The sequence below is a fragment of the Amycolatopsis sp. cmx-4-54 genome, from assembly GCF_046548895.1.
Classification (GTDB): domain Bacteria; phylum Actinomycetota; class Actinomycetes; order Mycobacteriales; family Pseudonocardiaceae; genus Amycolatopsis.
The window spans coordinates 365156-383973 of sequence record NZ_JAEBEJ010000002.1; the positions used below are offsets into that span (position 1 = coordinate 365156).

Sequence of the window (18818 nt, forward strand, 5' to 3'; positions counted from 1 at the left end):
TGCTGTGGCGCCGATCACCCGGGGTGTCCGTCTCGGCGGTCACCCTCGGTTGATCTCACCATCCGCCACGAGGAACCGGTGCCCGGCCAGTTCGGCGGGCACGTCCTCGTCCACGGCGGCGGTCACCAGCACCTGCTCGGCGCCTGCCGCCACCTCCGCCAGCCGGGCCCGGCGACGCCGGTCCAGCTCGGCGAACACATCATCCAGCAGAAGCACCGGTTCCCCGGCCTCGCCACGCAGGAGCTCGTAGCTTCCCAGACGCAACGAGAGGGCGAACGACCAGGACTCCCCATGGCTCGCGTAGCCCTTCGCCGGTGCTTCGCCGAGGATGAGATCGAGCTCGTCCCGGTGCGGGCCGACCATGCTCACCCCGCGTTCCAGCTCCAGGTTCCGCGCCCGTTTCAGCGCCTCGACCAGCACTTCCTTGAGTACCGCCTCGTCCGCGCGAGGCCCGTCCGGATCCCCGTACCCCTCCGGCATCGCTTCGCCCAGGCTCGACTTGTACGCGATCTTCGCGGGCCTCGAGTCGGGCGCGACCCCCATGTACGCGGCGGCCGCGTGCGGCGCGAGGTCCGCGATCAGGTTCAGCCGGGCGGCCAGCAACGCGGCACCCGCCACCGACAGGTGGTCGTCCCAGACGTCGAGCGTCGACAACGCGTACGGGTCTTCGCGTCCCGTACGCCGCTTGCCCGCCGTCTTGAGCAGGGCGTTCCGCTGCTTCAGCACCTTCTCGTAGTCGGCGCGGACCCCGGCGTACCGGGGCGCGCGCAGCACGAGGAGCTCGTCCATGAAGCGGCGGCGCTCCCCGGGATCCCCGCGCACGAGCGCCAGGTCCTCCGGGGAGAACAGCACCGTGCGCAGGATCCCGAGCACGTCGCGGGGCTTGCCGACCGCGCCGCGGTTGACCCGCGCGCGGTTCGCCTTGCCGGGCGTGATCTCCAGCTCGACCGTCAGCTCGCGGTCCTCGTTGACCACCGCGACCCTGATCAGCGCGCGTTCGCACCCGTGCCGCACCAACGGCGCGTCGGTCGCGACGCGGTGCGAGCCCAGGGTCGCGATGTAGCCGATCGCCTCGAGGAGGTTCGTCTTGCCGCGGCCGTTCTGTCCGACGAGGACGGTCGGGCCGGGTTCGAGCGCGAGATCGGCTTGTGGCCAGGACCGGAAGTCGGTGACCTGGAGATGTCTGAGGTACACCCCCGCTACCTAGCCACCGATCTTCTTCACGGCGTGCCCGCCGAACTGGTTGCGCAGCGCGGCGACGGCCCGCATGGCGGCGGAGTCCTCCTGGCGCGAAGCGAACCGCGCGAACAGCGCGGCCGAGATGACCGGCGCCGGAACCGCGTTGTTGATCGCTTCTTCCAGCGTCCACCGGCCTTCGCCGGAATCCTCGACGTAGCCCTCGAGGTCGTCCAGCTCCGGGTCCTCGTCGAGCGCGCGGACGAGCAGGTCGAGCAGCCACGAGCGGACGACGGTCCCCCGCTGCCAGCCCTTGATCACCGCGGGCACGTTCTCGACGACCTTCGCGGCTTCGAGCAGCTCGAAGCCTTCGGCGAAGGCCTGCATCATGCCGTACTCGATGCCGTTGTGGATCATCTTCGCGTAGTGACCGGAGCCGACGGCGCCGGCGTGCGAGAAGCCCTCGTCTCGCGGGCCTTCGGGGCGAAGCGCGTCGAAGATCGGCATGGCCTTCTCGACGTCCGATGCCGCGCCGCCGACCATCAGGCCGTAGCCGTTGTCCTTGCCCCAGACGCCACCGGAAACCCCGCAGTCGAGGTAGCCGATCTTCTTCGTCGCGAGCAGGTCCGCGTTGATCCGGTCGTCGGTGTACTTCGAGTTGCCGCCGTCGATGACCAGGTCGCCCTCGGACAGCAGGTTGCCGAGCTCGGCGACGGTCTGCCGGGTGGGTTCACCGGCGGGCACCATGATCCAGACGATCCGGGGACCGTCCAGTTTGGACACCATGTCCTCGAGTGAGGTGGAGTCGGTGACGTCGGGGTTGCGGTCGTAGCCGACCACCTCGTGACCGGCCGCGCGCAACCGCTCACGCATGTTGAACCCCATTTTGCCGAGGCCGATGAGTCCCAGCTGAGCCATGAAGATCCCCTTTGGTGCGAACAGATGTGAAGGCCGGTCAGCCCGGGAGGCGAACCGGCATCAGGAGGTACAGGTAGCCGGGGACGACGTTGCCCTCCTCGTCGGCGGGCTTGATCAGCGCCGGCCGGTTCGGGGTGGTGAACGTCAGTTCCGCCCGGTTCGCGTTCAACGCGCCGAGCCCGTCGACGAGGTAACCGGGGTTGAACGCGATGGTCACCGGCTCACCCTCGTAGTCGACCTGGAGCTCTTCCTCGGCCGAGCCCTCGTCGTCGCCACCGGCGGAGAGCCGCAGCGAACCCTCGTTGAACTCCAGCCGCACCTGGGTGCCACGCTCGGCGACGAGCGAAACACGTTTGATGGACTCGGCGAGCGCGGAGACCTCGATGATCGCGCGCGACGTGTGCTGCGCCGGCAGCAGCTGCCGGTACGGCGGGAACTCCGCGTCGAGGAGGCGGGTTGTGGTGTAGCGGCCGGAGCCGGAGAGACCGAGGAGTCCTTCGCCGCTGGCGAGCGCGAGCCGGATCTTGGCCCCACTGGCGCCGAGCGTCTTCGCGGCCTCGGCGAGCGTGCGCGCCGGGACGAGCACCGCGGCGTCGGACAGCCCTTCGGCCGGCTCCCAGGTGAACTCGCGCATCGCGAGGCGGAAGCGGTCCGTGGCGACCATGGTCAGTGAGGAGCCGGAGATCTCCAGCCGCATGCCGGTCAGCATCGGGAGGGTGTCGTCCTTGCCCGCGGCGACGACGACCTGGGTGACGGCCTGGCCGAACGCGTCACCGGTGAGTTCACCGGCGAAGGCGGGCTGGGACGGGAGCTGCGGATAGTCCTCGACCGGCATGGTCGGCAGGGAGAAACGCGCGGAGCCGCAGGTGATGGTGGCGCGGGCGCCGTCGACGGAGATCTCGACCGGCTGCGCGGGCAGCGACTTGGTGATGTCGGCCAGCAGGCGGCCGGAGACCAGGAGACGGCCGCCGTCGGCGATGGTGGCCGGGACGCCGACCGTGGCGGAGACCTCGTAGTCGAATCCGGAGACGGTGAGGGCGTCACTCGTCCCGTCGGATCCCGCATCGAGCAGGACACCGCCCAGCACCGGGACCGGAGGCCGCGACGGGAGGCTTCTCGCCACCCACGCGACGGCGTCGGCCAGCCCGTCACGCTCGACGCGGATCTTCATGCGCGCTTCCTTTCGACAGCCGAGCCCCTGACGGCTCGAAGGCTCAACGGGTCACCTCGGCCGGAGAGCGCGATGGCCAGGTGCCTCGCAGGTGTTGTCCGGTCCGAGCGAGGACGCGAACGCACGTCGACACGCAGACCAGGTGCAGGGACCCACGTTAGGCCGTCCCCGGGGTCCGCGTCACCTCGGCCTCCCCTTGCTTTTGTCGACAAGACGACACGGCTCACCGGCTGTCCCCAGATTCGTCCTTCGCCTGTTTTTGTTTTGTTCTCTTCTAGAGAAGAAGAAAAGACAGCAGTAGTAATAGGCGTTGTGGATTGTGTGGACAAGCCTCGTTCTCGCAGGTCCGGGCACGTCTGAGGCTGTGGACTCCGGGTGTGTACGGACGGTGGACAATCGGGTGCGTCGGTGGATGGTTTCGGGCGGCCCCCGATCTGTCCACAGTCATCCACAGTTGTCCCCACGGTTATCCCCAGTTGTGCGCCGGTTTGTACCCAGGGTTGTGGGCGGCGTTCGTGACCGGAATCGCTCGGGAGAGTGATCCGAGCGGGCCGTTTCACCCTTGTGCACAAGATGTGGGTAACCTGGGGACAAGGTGTGGATCTTGGTGTGGAAATGCTGTGGATCGCCTGTGAGTGCGATGTGGACGGAAATCCGATCGCCGCAGGTCTTCCGCCTGCCGGAGTTGTGCACAAGCTACCCACAGCATGTGGATTCCCTTTGTACACAAGGAAAATCGCGAAGGGAACTTAGGCGCGCTTCGCGTCCTTCGCGTTCTTCGCTGCTTCTCCTCATGTACCCACCCTTCGCGTCTCTACACGCCCTTCTGACCTATGTGGACGGCGTCCCCGCCCGGACGAGGGCATGTAGAAGGGGCTCTCACCTGGACGGTGAGAGCCCCTGAAAGCCTTGTGTGCTAAGGGTTACTGCCTCGCGCGCTGCTTGATCCTCGAAGTCAGTTCCTGCACCTGGTCGTAGATGCGCCGTCGTTCGGCCATCTCCTTGCGGATCTTCTTGTCCGCGTGCATGACGGTGGTGTGGTCGCGGCCGCCGAAGGTCTGCCCGATCTTCGGCAGGGACATGTCGGTGAGTTCGCGGCAGAGGTACATCGCGATCTGGCGTGCGGTCGCGAGCGCCTTCGTCTTGCCGGGGCCGCAGAGGTCGTCGAGGGTCACGTCGAAGAACTCGGACGTGACGCCCATGATGGTCGGCGCGGTGATCTCCGGCGCGTGCGAATCCGGGATGAGGTCCCGGAGCACGATTTCGGCGAGTGCGACGTCGACGGGTTGCTGGTTCAGCGACGCGAAGGCGGTGACGCGGATGAGCGCGCCTTCGAGTTCCCGGATGTTCGCTTCGACGCGCGAAGCGATGAACTCCAGGACCTCGCCGGGAACCGCGAGCCGGTCCTGGGCGGCCTTCTTGCGAAGGATCGCGATCCGGGTTTCGAGTTCCGGCGGCTGGATGTCGGTGATGAGGCCCCACTCGAACCGCGTGCGCAGCCGGTCTTCCAGCGTTTCGAGGCGCTTCGGCGGGCGATCGGAGGAGACGACGATCTGCTTGTTCGCGTTGTGGAGGGTGTTGAAGGTGTGGAAGAACTCTTCCTGCGTACCTTCTTTTCCTTCCAGGAACTGGATGTCGTCGACGAGCAGGATGTCGATGTCGCGGTAGCGGCGCTGGAAGGCGACCTTGCGGTCGTCGCGCAGCGAGTTGATGAAGTCGTTGGTGAACTCTTCGGTCGACACGTACCGCACGCGCATGCCGGGGAACAGCCGCTGGGCGTAGTGCCCGACCGCGTGCAGGAGGTGGGTCTTCCCGAGTCCGGACTCTCCCCAGATGAACAACGGGTTGTACGCGCGCGCCGGCGCTTCGGCGACGGCGACCGCGGCCGCGTGCGCGAAGCGGTTCGACGCACCGATGACGAAGGTGTCGAACGTGTATTTCTCGTTGAGCTTCGTCTTCGACGTCTGCGGCTGCGCCGGCGCGGTGTAGGGCTGCCCCGCGATCGGCTGGCCGGAGAAGGTCGGCCAGATCTCGGTCACGGCGGCGAGGGCCTCGCCCTCTTCGTCGACTTCTTCATCGCTGTCATCGCCATCGTTGAGGCTGTTGTCCACCGGCTGCTGCCTCGGCGGCCTCGGTTTCGGAGGCTCGGGCCGGGGCCTGGTCGGGGACAGCATGCCGTCGCCTTCGGGCAGCGGAGGAGGCCCCGGCACCGGACCGGAACCGTTTTCCACCCGGCTGGGTGACGTCGGTTCGTAGCGGGGGCCGGGTGAGGGCGGCGGCGGGGGCATCGAGGGCTCGGTGCTGTCGACCTTCACCGCGAGCGAGACCGCGCGGCCGAGCCGGCGCGAAAGGGCTTCGGTGATGGCGCCGCGGAGGGCGCGCTCGATTGCTTCCTTCGCGAAATCGCTGGGGGCGGCGAGGAGCGCGGTGCCGTCGAGCAGGCCGATCGGCCGGGTCACCCGCATCCAGGCGCGCTGCTGCGGGGAGAGGGTGCCGTCCGACAGCTCGCGCACGACCTGTTCCCAGATGACGCCAAGATTGTGCTGGTGATCGGACACCTGCCTGACTCCCCTCCCCTCATCGGTGCGCTGCGGCGAGATCACTCAGCGGCCCGAAACGCCGGGTCGAGCGTCATCCTGGCCCGATCGACTCATGCGCACAGCAAATATCCACATAGTTGTCCACAGCTGTGCACTAATGTACGGCGGCCCGCGGTGACGTCACCTGCGGGCTCGACGTATGCCGACGGGACGCCTCCACATCCGGTGAGGACACCCGGGCGCCTGCACCGTTCCACCTCGGCGTAAACCCGGGAGGGGCACGCTAACAAGCCCCGCTCGTTGCCACAAGGCGTCCTCGCGGGCAAGCATTTCACGGGGTACGGCGCGTTGCCATTCGATGCCCTCGCGTCGTCGGTGAGCACTCTTCCCGTGCCGTCGCGGTGCGTGGTCGAGGGGGTGCCTGCCGGGCTCGGGCGGTGGGTGCGTACCCTCGTAAGGTCTCCCGTATACAGCGGGGGCGTTTCGCGTGCCCACGTTGTCGTCGCTCGACGTGACGAGGCCACACGTTGGTAGGAGACACCAGAGACTGCCGTGCGTCAGCACGACACGCCAGGAACGGGTCGAACCGTTCCCGGCGGCCGAGAAACAGGAGAAGTTAGTCGTGAGCAAGGGTAAGCGCACCTTCCAGCCGAACAACCGCCGCCGCGCCCGGGTCCACGGATTCCGGCTGCGCATGCGGACCCGCGCCGGCCGGGCCATCCTGGCGGCTCGTCGTCGCAAGGGCCGCGGCGCGCTGTCCGCCTGATCCGGCCGTCGTCGAGGGACGTCGTGCTGCCGGCCGCCGCGAGGTTGCGGCGCAGTGAGGATTTCCGTGCCGTGATGCGGCGTGGGGCCAAGGCAGGCAGGCGCCGCCTCGTCGTCCATGCGTTGACCACGGACCCGCCCGATGCCGCCGAAGCGGCGCGGGCGGGTTTTGTGGTGAGCAAGGCCGTGGGGAACTCGGTGGTCCGCCACCGCGTCACCCGCCGGTTGAGACATCTCGTTTCCGCCAGGCTCGGAACACTGCCGCCGGGTAGCTCGTTGGTGATACGGGCACTACCCCCGGCCGCGGACGCGTCCAGCGCGGAACTCGGTTCGGACCTCGACGCGTCGTTGCGGCGCCTCGGGCTGTCCGGGAAGTCCCGCCAGACGCGACCACCCGACAACGGATCAGCGGTGTAACGGCATGCGAGCCACCGAGAACGAGACCACCGAAGACGCCCGGCCCGGCCCGGTGGCATGGGTGCTGCTCCTGCCCATCAAGCTGTACCGCAAGGCGATCTCCCCCTTCTTTCCTCCGGCGTGCCGGTTCTACCCGAGCTGTAGCGCGTACGCCGTCGAGGCACTGACCCGGCACGGCGCCGGCCGCGGTAGCTATCTCGCGGTCCGGCGTCTGCTGCGCTGTGGCCCGTGGACCATGCCCGGGCGCGACCCGGTACCCGAGACGTTCTCGTGGCGCCACCGCCGACCTGAAACACCGATCGAGGAGTAGCTCAGTGCTCGACTTCATCTACTACCCCGTGTCCTTCATCTTGTGGTGTTGGCACAAGGTCTTCGGGCTCGTGTTCGGTGAGGCGAACGCGATCTCCTGGGTCCTCGCGATCATCTTCCTGACGGTGACCGTCCGCGGCATCATGTTCAAGCCGTTCGTGAACCAGGTCCGGTCGATGAAGAAGATGCAGGACTTCGCGCCGGAAATGAAGAAGATCCAGAAGAAGTACTCCAACGACCGGCAGCGCCAGGCGATGGAGATGCAGAAGCTCCAGAAGGAGCACGGCGTCAACCCGCTGGGCAGCTGCCTGCCGATGCTGCTTCAGATCCCGGTCTTCATCGGTCTGAACCACGTCCTGCGGATGTTCACCATCAACCCGTACGGCGGGCCGAAGACCGAGAACTACTTCTTCGATCAGGCCGGCGTCGAGTCCTACGTCCACGCGAAGCTGTTCGGCGTCAACCTCGGCGACGCGATCTACACCGGTGTCGACATGGTCAGCGGCGGGAACACGGCCGCCGGCTTCCACTGGGGCGTCGCGCCGGTCGCGATCCCGCTGATGATCATCGCGAGTATCGCGACGCACCTCACCGCGCGCCACTCGGTCCAGCGCCAGAACCCCGAGTCGGCCACTCCGCAGACCGCGATGATGAACAAGCTGACGATGTACGTCTTCCCGATCGGTGTGCTCGTCTTCGGTGCGCTGTTCCCGATCGGCCTGCTCATCTACTGGCTCGCCAACAACGGCTGGACCCTGATGCAGCAGCGCCTCGTCTACACGAAGATCGACAAGGAAGAAGAGGCCCGCAAGGAAGCCGAGAAGGAGAAGCGCGCGAACCTCGGCCCGAAGCCCGGCCAGAAGCCGACCGCCCCGCGACCCGGTCAGAAGCCGGTCCAGCAGAAGCGGAACAAGCAGTCCTCCGGCGGTCAGGTCAAGAAGGCGGGCTCGCCGCACGGCTTCGCCCAGACCGACTCCGCCGCCGCGGAGAAGAAGGACGCCACGAACGCATCAGCCGAGCCGTCGACCAACGGCTCGAAGGAGAACGGCGCGGAAGCGACCGGGCTCATCTCGGACTCGACTAAGAAATCGGGCCGGAAGCGTCGCTGACGCCGATCCGGGCCGGAGAGGAGACCAGTAATGGCGGAGACGATCGACACGATCGACGCCGAGGAGAACAGCGCGGCCGAGGTTGAGGGCGACGCTGAAGAGACCGCTCGCAAGGGAGGTGTCGACGACGACGTCCTCGTGAAGGAGGGCGACATCGCGGGCGACTACCTCGAGCGGCTGCTCGACCTTTTGGACTACGACGGCGACATCGATCTCGATGTCGAAGCGGGCCGCGCGATCGTCAGCATCGACGGCGGCGAAGACCTGGAGAAGCTCGTCGGCCCCCGTGGCACGATCCTCGAGGCTCTGCAGGAGCTGACGCGGCTGGCGGTGCAGCAGGAGACCGGTTCGCGGAGCCGTCTGATGCTGGACATCGCGGGCTGGCGCGCGGACCGTCGCGAGGAGCTCCGCGAGCTCGGTCGCTCGACCGCCGAGACGGTGGTCTCCTCCGGCGAGCGTGTCCGGTTGCAGCCGATGAGCCCGTTCGAGCGGAAGGTCGTGCACGACGCGGTCGCCGCCGTCGACGGAGTCAAGAGCGAGAGCGAAGGAGAGGACCCGAAGCGCCGGGTCGTCATCTTCCCCGCCTGAGGGTTTTCTCGAACGAAGCGGCCTGCCGGTCATCCGGCGGGCCGCTTCTTCGTTGTCCGGGTGAATTACACGCGTGGCGTTTCACGTGAAACCGGTGAGAGCGAGTGGAGTTGTCCACAACTTCGGACTGTCTCCCCGCTTTGCGGTCGGCGTGATGGACAATCAGTGGAGCGCGTTTCACGTGAAACGGCGTCGAGGGTTGAGGAGCGAGAGTGGGCTTGGACGGGGTCGCCGCATCGGTACGAAATACGGCGTCGGAAGTATTCGGAGACCGCGTCGAGCAAGCCGTCGGCTACGTCGAACTCCTGGAGCGGCACGGCGTCGAGCGCGGGCTCATCGGGCCCCGGGAGGTCGACCGGCTGTGGGAGCGCCACGTCCTCAACTCCGCCGTGATCGGCGAGCGGATCCCCGACGGCGCCCGCGTGGTCGACGTCGGCTCGGGTGCCGGGCTTCCGGGTGTACCGCTCGCGATCAGCCGACCGGACCTCGATATCGTTCTGCTCGAACCGATGGCCCGCCGGATCGACTGGCTGGCCGAGGTTGCCGAGAAGCTGGAACTCCCCATCACCGTTGTCCGCGGGCGCGCGGAGGAGCGGCAGGTACGTGAGGAGCTCGGTGGCGCGGATGTCGTCACCGCCCGGGCGGTCGCTCCGTTGGCCCGGCTCGCGAACTGGTGCCTCCCGCTCGTGCGTTCCGAAGGTGCGCTGGTCGCCCTCAAAGGAGCGAGCGCTGGAGAGGAAATCGAACGCGATCGCGCCGCCGTCCGGAAGGCCGGCGGCGGCGAACCGGAAGTCTTCGAGTGCGGCACCAAGGTGCTCGAGGTTCCGAGCACGGTCGTCGTGATCCATCGTCTGCCCCCGAAACCGTCTCGATCGCGCAGGCGTAGCTAGACCGGTTCCACGTGAAACAACGCAGAACGACTCCCACGTCCAATACAGAGGAGGCTCGAGACCGGTGACTCCCCCGCCGTCCGACCCTGCGAGCGTCGGCCAGGAACTCGGCTGGACGCCCATCGCCGAAGAAGCCGTCCGCGCCGCCAGCGTGCTGCACCCCAAGGAGGGTGCGCTCCCCCGGCCGAGCCGTCGGCGGGTGCTGACGGTCGCCAACCAGAAGGGCGGCGTCGGCAAGACGACGAGCACGGTGAACCTCGCCGCCGCCCTGGCCGTGCACGGGCTCAAGACGCTCGTGATCGACCTCGACCCTCAAGGCAACGCGAGCACCGCGCTCGACATCGACCACCGATCCGGTACGCCGTCGATCTACGAGGTACTGATCGGCGAGGTGTCGCTCGTCGAGGCGGCGGCTCAGAGCGAGCAGTCGCCCAACCTCTACTGCGTGCCCGCCACCATCGACCTCGCCGGTGCCGAGATCGAGCTCGTCTCGATGGCGTCTCGCGAGATGCGGCTCAAGGAGGCGTTGTCGGCCGAGATCCTCGACGAGATCGGCGTCGACTACGTCTTCATCGACTGCCCGCCGTCGCTCGGTCTGCTGACCGTCAACGCGATGGTCGCCGCGCAGGAGGTGCTGATCCCGATCCAGTGCGAGTACTACGCGCTCGAAGGTCTGGGTCAGCTGCTGAGCAACATCGAGCTCGTCCAGGCGCACCTGAACCGCGAACTCAGCGTCTCCACGATCCTGCTCACCATGTACGACGGCCGGACGAAGTTGGCCGATCAGGTGACGAACGAGGTCCGGAACCACTTCGGGGACACTGTGCTCAAGACGGTGATCCCGCGCAGCGTGAAGGTCTCCGAGGCCCCCGGATACGGGCAGACGGTCCTCGCATACGACCCGGGTTCCCGGGGTGCGATGAGCTACGTGGACGCGGCGAAGGAGATCGCCCAGCGCGGAGCGGAGATGAAGGAAAGGAGCGGTACGGCATGAGCGAGCGCAGAGGGGGGCTCGGGCGCGGGCTCGCCGCCCTGATCCCCACCGGCCCGCCGCCGGGTTCGGCGCCCCCGGCTGAGAACGGCTCACCTGTCCCGTCCGCGCCCGCGAGCAAGCCCACCGGGCCGGATGACAAGGGCTGGTTCGCGGCCAACGGCGCGGCCGATTCGCACGGCGGAACGGTCGCCGGCGCGGTCTACCGTGAGGTGCCGATCGGCCAGATCAAGCCGAACCCGAAGCAGCCGCGGCAGGTCTTCGACGAGGACGCGCTCAACGAGCTGGAGCACTCGATCCGCGAGTTCGGGCTCATGCAGCCCATCGTGGTCCGGGAACTCGGCACCGACGAGTACGAACTCGTCATGGGCGAACGGCGCCTGCGTGCCTCCCAGCTGGCGGAGCTGGAGGCGATCCCGGCGATCGTCCGCCAGACCGCCGACGAGGCGATGCTGCGCGACGCGTTGCTCGAGAACATCCACCGCGTTCAGCTCAACCCGCTCGAAGAGGCGGCCGCGTATCAGCAGCTGCTCGACGAGTTCGCGGTCACGCACGAGGAGCTGGCGGGGCGGATCGGGCGCAGCCGGCCGGTCATCACCAACACGATCCGCTTGCTCAAACTTCCCCTCGCGGTCCAGCGACGGGTCGCGGCCGGGGTGCTTTCAGCGGGCCACGCGCGGGCGCTGCTGTCGCTTGAGGATGCCGACAGTCAGGAAGAGTTGGCCGCGCGGATCGTCGCGGAAGGCATGTCGGTTCGTGCGACCGAAGAAGCCGTCACGCTCAAGAAGAGCGAAAAGCCGGCCAAGCCGAAGCCCGCTCCCCGCAAGCCGATCCAGGCACCCGGACTCCAGGAACTGGCGAACCGGCTTTCTGACCGGTTCGACACTCGCGTGAAGGTCGACTTGGGTCGCCGGAAGGGGCGGATCACGCTCGAATTCGGATCCGTTGACGATCTTGAACGCATCGTGGCGCTGATGGATCAAAATCAGGCAAATCGGACACGCGAAATCGATTAGGGATCACCCCAGGTCGTTTTGTCACGGTGACGATAGCTGAATGCTGATGATTCACTCACGCTGAGTGCTTGAACTGGGGGCGAGTACGAAGGGGCCCGTCAGTGGTCGAAATCCCCGCGCGGTCTGCCCTTCGGCCCGGAGGAGAAGGCATCGGTGATCGGCAGGACGCTCCCGGCCGCAGCCGAGATCGCGCACGAGTCGCCGACGTTGGTGATCGAAACGTTCGCGGCGGGCTTTCGGAGATGTTTCCCGTGAAACTGGCCGCCGATCTCGTGATCGGCTTGCTGTGCGACGAAGAGCGGCCGGCCTCGGCAGTGACCGGTCTCCCCTTCGTCCGCTTTCAGAGCCCGGCCCGCGATGTGCGTGGAAACTTCACCGGCGTCTTCGGCCTCGAACGGGCTCGCCCGAGCCGGACGCCTGACCGTCGAGCAGGAAGCCTTCCGCCGGGCGAACAACGACTGGTACGACGCGAATTTCATCAACCCGGCGCACGTCGATCCGAACGTCTACGACGCGGAGATCAATCCCGGGGCCGCTGCGTGGTTCAAGGCGACCGCTCGTGTCTTCATCGAGCGGGTCGACGGCTACCTGGCGATTCTGGAGATGCACGAGATCCCGTGCGTGACCGTCCGGTCGGCGAATCCGGGACGGATCGTCTACGAAGACGAATACCAGGTAGTCGTCGTCCAGAACTGAAGGTTTCAGCTCTTGCGGGAAATCGCCCGTCCGACGAGGCCGGCGAACACCGAGCCGAGGGTGGCGCCGGACGCCTCGATCGCCACCGGGACGATCGACGTCTCGGTCAGGCCCGGTGACAGGTTCACCGCGAGGAAGTAAACCGTGCCGTCTTCGGCGACCACGGCGTCGGTGCGCGAGATGTCACGAAGCCCGAGTTGCCGGTGCACGGCGACGGCCAGCTCGCCGACCGCCTTGGCTGCGTCGTCGGGGATCCGCGCGGGAGTGAAGAAGTCGGTCAGCCCGGCGGTGTAACGGGCGGTGTAGTCGTACACGCCGCTCTCCGGCACGATCTCCACCGCGGGCAGGGCCTCGGGGCCTTCCTCGCCTTCGATGACCGTCACGGCCACCTCGACGCCGGATACGAACTTCTCCGCGAGAACGGTGTCGCCGTAAGCGAAGCAACCGACCATCGCGCCGGGCATCTCGGTGGCGTCCTTGACGACCTGGGCGCCCAGCGCCGAACCGCCCTGGTCCGGCTTGAGGATCATGGGCAGGCCCAGCGTTTCGACCATCGAGTCGAGCACGGCCTGCGCGCCGAGTTCACGGAAGGTGCTGTGCGGCAGCACGACCCAGTCCGGCGTGGTGAAACCCGCGTCGGCGACGAGCGCCTTGGCCGTCGGCTTGTCCCATGCGCGGCGGCAGCCCCGCGAACTGGTGCCTACGTAAGGCACGTCGAGCATCTCCAGCACCGTCTGCACCGCGCCGTTCTCCCCCTCACCACCGTGAAGGGCGACAATGGCCGCGTCGGGCCGCTGGGTGCGAAGACGTTCGAGCAGACTCGCGTCGGTGTCCCACTCCTCGACGATGAGACCTTCCGCCCGCAACGCGACCGAGAGCCGGCGTCCGGAGCGGAGAGAGACATCGCGTTCGTGAGAAAGTCCGCCTGCGAGTACGGCAACGGTGCGGTCGACCACCGAGACTCCTTCGTGCTTGGGGACGTCCGGCCGATCAGACCGTGTCCGGAGAGGGGTTCTGCGGCCCCGAGATCGAGCGTGGGCTCGCGTTACCGAAGGTACGCGCAAGGTCCATTTCGGACTCGAGTACCGCGGCGAGCCGCCGTACGCCTTCACGGATCCGCTCGGGCGTCGGGTAGCAGTAGGAAAGTCGAAGCTGTCTGCTGCCGAAACCGTCGGCGTAGAAACCTGTTCCGGAGGCGTACGCGACGCGTGCCGTGACGGCTCGCGGCAGCATCGCCTTCGTATCCACGCCTTCGGGGACGGTCATCCAGACGTAGAAACCGCCATCGGGTTTGGTCCAGCTGCAGCCGGCGGGCATATGCTGATCGAGCGCGGTCAGGATCGCGTCCCGGCGCTCCCGGTAGTTCTCGCGGAACGTCTTGATCTGCCCCATCCAGTCGTGCGTCGCGAGGTATCGCGACACGATCAACTGGTTAAGCGTCGGCGGGCAAAGCGTCGCGGATTCGGCCGCGAGCACGAGTTTCTCCCGGACGGCATGCGGCGCGAGCACCCAGCCGACTCGCAGGCCGGAAGCGAACGTCTTCGAGAAAGAGCCCAGGTAAACGACGTTGTCGGGGTCGATCGAGCGGAGCGCGGGGTACGTCTGACCGCTGAAGCCGAGCAGCCCGTACGGGTTGTCCTCGACGATCAGGATGTCGTTCTCCCGGCAGATCTCCACGATCTCCGCGCGCCGCTCGACGGCCAGCGTGACGCCGCCGGGGTTGTGGAAGTTGGGGATCGTGTAGAGGAACTTGACCCGGCGGCCCGCTTTCCGCGTCTCCGCGAGCGCGGCCCGCAGACCCTCGGGGACGAGACCGTGATCGTCCATCGCGACGTGGACGACGTCCGCCTGGTACGCGGCGAATGAGCCGAGCGCGCCGACGTACGACGGGCCCTCGGCGATGATGACGTCACCCGGATCGCAGAACAGCCGGGTGACCATGTCGAGCCCCATCTGGGAGCCGACCGTCACCACGACGTCGTCCGGGTGGGCCTTGATGCCTTCGAGGGCCATGATTTCGCAGATCTGCTCACGCAGCGACGGAATCCCGTGCGCGGAGCCGTACTGGAGCGCGACCAAGCCTTCCTGGGCGATGAGCTCGCCGACCTGCGCGGACAGCGTGTCCAACGGCAGCGCGGCGAGGTTCGGCATCCCGCCGGCGAGCGACACCACTTCCGGGCGACTGGCCACCGCGAACAAGGCCCTGATCTCGGAAGCAGTCATCCCGGCCGTACGCGCGGCGTAGCGGTCGAGATGAGGGTCGAGGTTGTGTCGGCCGGGCTCCGGCCGGACAGGGCGGTTCTCGGTCATCAGGCGCTTCACCCGTGCTTCGAAGTGGACATAGTCGCTACCGTCTGGTAGTTCCATCGAGTGTAACCACCCTCCCTTGAGGGGCCCTGGCCTTCCGGTGTTCATCACATCGGCCTATCCTCGGTCTGGACCCCTTCGGTGAGCCCTGCTCGGGACAAGGCCGCGTCGGGTGTTCCTCATTCAGGGAGGTTTGTCGGTGTCGCGTCGCGTCGTGGGCGTAACCCTGGACAACCTCGAGCACCTGCCCAAGAGCTGCCGCCGCTGCGTGTACTGGGAGCTGGCGCCGCATATGAAGGCGCAGGCCGAGGAATACGGCGCGACCGAGGTCGAAAAGGAAGCCTGGGTCTCCAATGTGCTGCTGGAGTGGGGGTCCTGCGGCCGAATCGTCTACAGCGACACCCTGCCCGTCGGTTTCGTGCTCTACGCGCCGCCGAACGCCGTGCCGCGCTCCCTGGCCTTCCCGACTTCGCCTCCCGGCCCTGACGCGGTCCTGCTGACCGCCTTCCAGGTGCTTCCCGAATTCCAGGGCGGCGGGCTCGGCCGGATGCTGGTGCAGGCCGTCGCCAAGGACCTCACCAAACGCGGTGTCCGCGCGATCGAAGCCTTCGGGGACGCCAAGCCCGACGAGACCGATCCGGACGGCGGGCACAGTTGTGTACTGCCCGCCGCGTTCCTGCAGGGCGTCGGGTTCAAGACCGTGCGGCCGCACCCGCGGTGGCCGCGGCTGCGACTGGAACTGCGGTCGGCGATCTCGTGGAAGGAAGACGTGGAGGCAGCCCTCGAACGGCTGCTCGGCCAGGTCTCCATCACGACGGCCGAGCCGAGCATGGGCCGCGCCTGACCTTTCTTCGCCCGCTTTAGCAGAGTTTTCGAGCGCGCGCAGCGACCATCCCCCGGCCTGGGGACAGCTGTGGGTAACCCGCCGAGTTATCCACAGATCGCTGATAGGAGCGGTGGAAAATCTGTGGATGGGTAGGCTGGACCTGGGGACGCCCCCCGGGAAGGGCGGGGGCTGCGCGCGGGGTGGAGCTAGGGATGGCGTGCCCGGGCGAGGGGGCACACAACCGGTTGTGCCGAGGGCGTCGGCAGGCGGATGTGCGCCCGCGTGCGGGTGTGGAGGACTGGCTACTCCGCTTTGGCGAGTTCGTGGGCCAGGACGTCCGCGAAGGTGAACGTGCCGGTCGGCTGGTCCCCTTCACCGAGCAAGTACAGGCGCTTCACGGCGACAAGGATGCCTTCGGCGACGACGTCGCGGAAAGCGGGATCCGCCAGCTTGCGGCTGTCTTCCGGGTTGGTCAGGTAACCGATCTCGATCCGGACCGCCGGGCAGCGGGTGCGGGTGAAGATCTCCCAGGTCTTGTAGTGCGTGCGGCAGTCGCGCATGCCGGTGCGGGCGGCCAGCTCGCGCTGGATGAAACCCGCCAGCAGCTCACCGACGGTCGACGTGGTGCCGTTGCCGGTGCCGAAGTGGAAGCTCGCGACCCCCTGCGCCTTGGGCGAGGGGTTCTTGTCGTTGTGCAGCGAAAGGAACAGGTCGGCGCCCGCCTCGTTCGCGAACTTCGCCCGCTCACCCTCGCTCGGGCTCTGGTTCGGGCCGCGCGAGATCAGCGCCTCCATACCGGTGGCCTGCATCCGGCCTTCGAGCCGCCGAGCCAGATCCCAGGCGATGTCCGCTTCACGCAGACCGCTGGCGACGACACCGAGGTCCTCGCCGCCGTGGCCAGGGTCGATCACGATGCGCTTGCCCCGCAGCCGGGGGCCCGCCTGACGCACCTGCTCCTGCTCGCGCAGGAAAACGGGGCGGCCGCCGCGGGCGCGCGGCGAAGAGAGCCGGTGCAGTTCACGGATGGTGGCCGGGCCGCACATACCGTCGGCGACCAGGCGCATATCGCGCTGGAAGGTCTTGAGCGCGCGTTCGGTCTGGGGACCGAAGTGCCCGTCCGGGCGGCCGGCGTCGAAACCGAGCTCGGTCAGCCGCTCCTGGAGCGCGAAGACGTCGTCACCCTGCATGGGTGCGGAGAACATGTAGGTCAGCGGGCGGCTGCCGAGATGGAAGCCAGCGCCGCGAAGCGCCTGATAGGTGGCCGGACCCACCAGACCGTCGGTGATGAGCCCACGGCGCTGCTGGAACGCCCGCACGGCATGTTCCATCGCCGTGTCGTAGACCTCGTACTCCCCGGATTCGGTCACCGGCGGGAGCAGCTCCATCGCCGCCAGCGTGGACCTGATCTCGGCGACGTCCGGTCCGGCGTCACCGCGGCGGAGTACCCGCATGCACTCCTCGCTCTTCCCTTTGGGCACCGATCGAGCTCGATGCACGACTTTGAAAAACCTGCGGGGCGAACCCCGGTGCTCTATTGTGCCCTGTGAACTCTCGGTGAGCGCGGAGGCCCGGTCGGTGCGTCAAGCGCCCGTTCGTGAAACTCGTCCAGGCGTTCCCGTAACGGGAAGATTTACCCATTCCTCGTGACGACGAAACCCGGGGCCTGGGCAGGCCCCGGGTTTCGGCAGGTGAAACGCGAGTTCAGAGGACGTCGGCGAGGTCCGACAGCAGCGCGGCCTTCGGCTTGGCACCGACGATCTGCTTCACCGGCTTGCCGCCCTGGAACAGGATCAGCGTCGGGATCGACATCACCTGGTAGTCACGCGCAGTGTTCGGGTTGGCGTCGATGTCGAGCTTCGCGACGGTCAGCTTCTCGCCGTTCTCCGCCGCGATCTCCTCGAGCACCGGGGCGACCATCTTGCACGGACCGCACCAGGTCGCCCAGAAGTCGACCAGGACGGGCTTCTCGCTCGTCAGCACGTCGTCGACGAAGCTCTTGTCGGTCACCGTCACGGTGTTGGCCATGATGTCTCCTTCTGGGTGGTGGAACTCCGGTGTGGGAAAGGTCAGTTGGTGGTGGGGCCGTAACCGCCACCGACCAGCTCAGGGGTCTCCTGGGCGGCCTCGACACCGGCGTGCTCCGCCAGCCATCGTTCCGCGTCGATCGCCGCGGCGCAGCCCGAACCCGCGGCGGTGATCGCCTGCCGGTACGTGCGGTCGACCAGGTCGCCCGCGGCGAAAACGCCGGGAAGGTTCGTGTACGAGGTGCGGCCCTTGGTGAGCACGTAACCGTCCTCGTCGAGGTCCACCTGGCCGCGGACCAGCTCGCTGCGCGGGTCGTGACCGATCGCGACGAAGAACCCGGTCACGTCCAGCTTGGACTCCTCGCCGGTCACCGTGTCCTTGAGCTTCAGGCCCTCGACCTTGCCTTCACCCTCGACCTCGGTGATCTGCTTGTTGAGCGCCCACTTGATCTTCTCGTTCTCACGGGCGCGCTCCAGCATGATCTTGGAGGCGCGGAACTCCTCGCGGCGGTGGACGATCGTGACGGACTTGGCGAACTTCGTCAGGAAGGTCGCCTCCTCCATCGCCGAGTCGCCGCCGCCCGCGACCACGATGTCGTGGTCGCGGAAGAAGAAACCGTCGCAGGTGGCACAGGCGGAAACACCGCGGCCGAGCAGCTCCTGCTCGCCGGGCACGTTCAGATAGCGGGCCGCGGCGCCCATCGAGAGCACGACCGCGCGGGCCGCGTACCGCTTGCCGTTCGCGACGACGTACTTGACGTCACCGGTCAGCTCGACGGACTCGACGTCTTCCTGGCGCAGGTCGGCGCCGAAACGCTTGGCCTGCTCGCGCATCTCTTCCATGAGGTCGGGGCCCTGGATGCCCTCGCGGAAGCCGGGGAAGTTCTCGACCTCCGTCGTCGTCATCAGCGCACCGCCGAACTGAGTGCCCTCGAACACCAGCGGTTCGAGCTGCGCCCGTGCCGCGTAGACAGCGGCGGTGTATCCCGCAGGACCAGATCCAATGACGATCAGGTTCCTGATCTCCTCGGCAGCCACCCGTGACCTCCGCTCGTAGTGACCTGTTCACCAGGCT

Annotated in this window: 19 protein-coding genes; 10 read left to right on the top strand and 9 right to left on the bottom strand. The window is 67.5% G+C overall.

Going from position 1 to position 18818, the window contains the following annotated elements:
- Window positions 1-39: 39 nt before the first annotated feature.
- The 4 genes from recF to dnaA form a co-directional block, all read right to left on the bottom strand.
- Window positions 40-1194, bottom strand: coding sequence for a DNA replication/repair protein RecF (recF, locus tag ACLJQ7_RS06990; RefSeq protein ID WP_410647315.1), 1155 nt, complete (start codon window positions 1192-1194; stop codon window positions 40-42).
- 9 nt (window positions 1195-1203) lie between these two features.
- The gene (gene gnd / locus ACLJQ7_RS06995) at window positions 1204-2094 is read right to left on the bottom strand and encodes a phosphogluconate dehydrogenase (NAD(+)-dependent, decarboxylating) (RefSeq protein WP_410647316.1); all 891 of its coding nucleotides are present in this window, start codon (window positions 2092-2094) and stop codon (window positions 1204-1206) included.
- Between the two features lie 37 nt (window positions 2095-2131).
- Window positions 2132-3265, bottom strand: coding sequence for a DNA polymerase III subunit beta (gene dnaN / locus ACLJQ7_RS07000; RefSeq protein WP_410647317.1), 1134 nt, complete (start codon window positions 3263-3265; stop codon window positions 2132-2134).
- 923 nt (window positions 3266-4188) lie between these two features.
- Window positions 4189-5823, bottom strand: coding sequence for a chromosomal replication initiator protein DnaA (gene dnaA, locus ACLJQ7_RS07005; RefSeq protein ID WP_034321912.1), 1635 nt, complete (start codon window positions 5821-5823; stop codon window positions 4189-4191).
- A 604-nt stretch (window positions 5824-6427) separates the two neighbouring features.
- Between dnaA and rpmH the strand changes: the two genes are divergently transcribed.
- From rpmH to ACLJQ7_RS07050, 9 genes are all read left to right on the top strand, one after another.
- Window positions 6428-6571 (top strand): 50S ribosomal protein L34, encoded by a 144-nt coding sequence (gene rpmH / locus ACLJQ7_RS07010; RefSeq protein ID WP_005154511.1) that lies wholly within the window; start codon window positions 6428-6430, stop codon window positions 6569-6571.
- Between the two features lie 23 nt (window positions 6572-6594).
- Window positions 6595-6987, top strand: a complete 393-nt coding sequence (gene rnpA / locus ACLJQ7_RS07015; RefSeq protein ID WP_126734759.1) for a ribonuclease P protein component — start codon at window positions 6595-6597, stop codon at window positions 6985-6987.
- 4 nt (window positions 6988-6991) lie between these two features.
- The gene (gene yidD, locus ACLJQ7_RS07020; RefSeq protein WP_034321908.1) at window positions 6992-7297 is read left to right on the top strand and encodes a membrane protein insertion efficiency factor YidD; all 306 of its coding nucleotides are present in this window, start codon (window positions 6992-6994) and stop codon (window positions 7295-7297) included.
- A gap of 4 nt (window positions 7298-7301) precedes the next feature.
- Window positions 7302-8405, top strand: coding sequence for a membrane protein insertase YidC (gene yidC / locus ACLJQ7_RS07025; protein ID WP_410647318.1), 1104 nt, complete (start codon window positions 7302-7304; stop codon window positions 8403-8405).
- 30 nt (window positions 8406-8435) lie between these two features.
- Complete coding sequence (locus tag ACLJQ7_RS07030; RefSeq protein WP_410647319.1) at window positions 8436-8993, top strand: protein jag; 558 nt, start codon at window positions 8436-8438, stop codon at window positions 8991-8993.
- A gap of 212 nt (window positions 8994-9205) precedes the next feature.
- Window positions 9206-9883, top strand: coding sequence for a 16S rRNA (guanine(527)-N(7))-methyltransferase RsmG (rsmG, locus tag ACLJQ7_RS07035; protein WP_410647320.1), 678 nt, complete (start codon window positions 9206-9208; stop codon window positions 9881-9883).
- 64 nt (window positions 9884-9947) lie between these two features.
- The gene (locus ACLJQ7_RS07040) at window positions 9948-10877 is read left to right on the top strand and encodes a ParA family protein (RefSeq protein ID WP_410647321.1); all 930 of its coding nucleotides are present in this window, start codon (window positions 9948-9950) and stop codon (window positions 10875-10877) included.
- Window positions 10874-11890, top strand: a complete 1017-nt coding sequence (locus tag ACLJQ7_RS07045) for a ParB/RepB/Spo0J family partition protein (protein ID WP_410647322.1) — start codon at window positions 10874-10876, stop codon at window positions 11888-11890. Before ACLJQ7_RS07040 ends, ACLJQ7_RS07045 begins: the two co-directional genes overlap by 4 nt.
- A 363-nt stretch (window positions 11891-12253) precedes the next feature.
- Entirely contained in the window at window positions 12254-12586 is a 333-nt protein-coding gene (locus ACLJQ7_RS07050; RefSeq protein WP_410647323.1) for a hypothetical protein, read from the top strand.
- Window positions 12587-12591: 5 nt separating this feature from the next.
- Here ACLJQ7_RS07050 and ACLJQ7_RS07055 read toward each other — a convergent pair whose 3' ends face one another.
- Window positions 12592-13542 (bottom strand): D-alanine--D-alanine ligase, encoded by a 951-nt coding sequence (locus ACLJQ7_RS07055; protein WP_410647324.1) that lies wholly within the window; start codon window positions 13540-13542, stop codon window positions 12592-12594.
- Window positions 13543-13576: 34 nt separating this feature from the next.
- A complete protein-coding gene (locus tag ACLJQ7_RS07060) occupies window positions 13577-14896 on the bottom strand; it encodes a PLP-dependent aminotransferase family protein (protein ID WP_410647325.1) in 1320 nt (439 codons plus the stop codon).
- Between the two features lie 196 nt (window positions 14897-15092).
- Between ACLJQ7_RS07060 and ACLJQ7_RS07065 the strand changes: the two genes are divergently transcribed.
- Window positions 15093-15737, top strand: coding sequence for a GNAT family N-acetyltransferase (locus ACLJQ7_RS07065; protein ID WP_410647326.1), 645 nt, complete (start codon window positions 15093-15095; stop codon window positions 15735-15737).
- A 284-nt stretch (window positions 15738-16021) separates the two neighbouring features.
- On the opposite strand, the gene ACLJQ7_RS07070 is transcribed toward ACLJQ7_RS07065, so the two are convergent.
- From ACLJQ7_RS07070 to trxB, 3 genes are all read right to left on the bottom strand, one after another.
- On the bottom strand, window positions 16022-17170 hold the full coding sequence (locus ACLJQ7_RS07070) for an N-acetylmuramoyl-L-alanine amidase (protein WP_410647327.1): 1149 nt from the start codon (window positions 17168-17170) through the stop codon (window positions 16022-16024).
- A 250-nt stretch (window positions 17171-17420) separates the two neighbouring features.
- A complete protein-coding gene (trxA, locus tag ACLJQ7_RS07075) occupies window positions 17421-17744 on the bottom strand; it encodes a thioredoxin (RefSeq protein WP_034321876.1) in 324 nt (107 codons plus the stop codon).
- Window positions 17745-17785: 41 nt separating this feature from the next.
- Window positions 17786-18781 carry a thioredoxin-disulfide reductase gene (gene trxB, locus ACLJQ7_RS07080; RefSeq protein ID WP_410647328.1) on the bottom strand — a complete coding sequence of 332 codons (996 nt, stop codon included), beginning with the start codon at window positions 18779-18781 and terminating at the stop codon, window positions 17786-17788.
- Window positions 18782-18818: the final 37 nt, after the last annotated feature.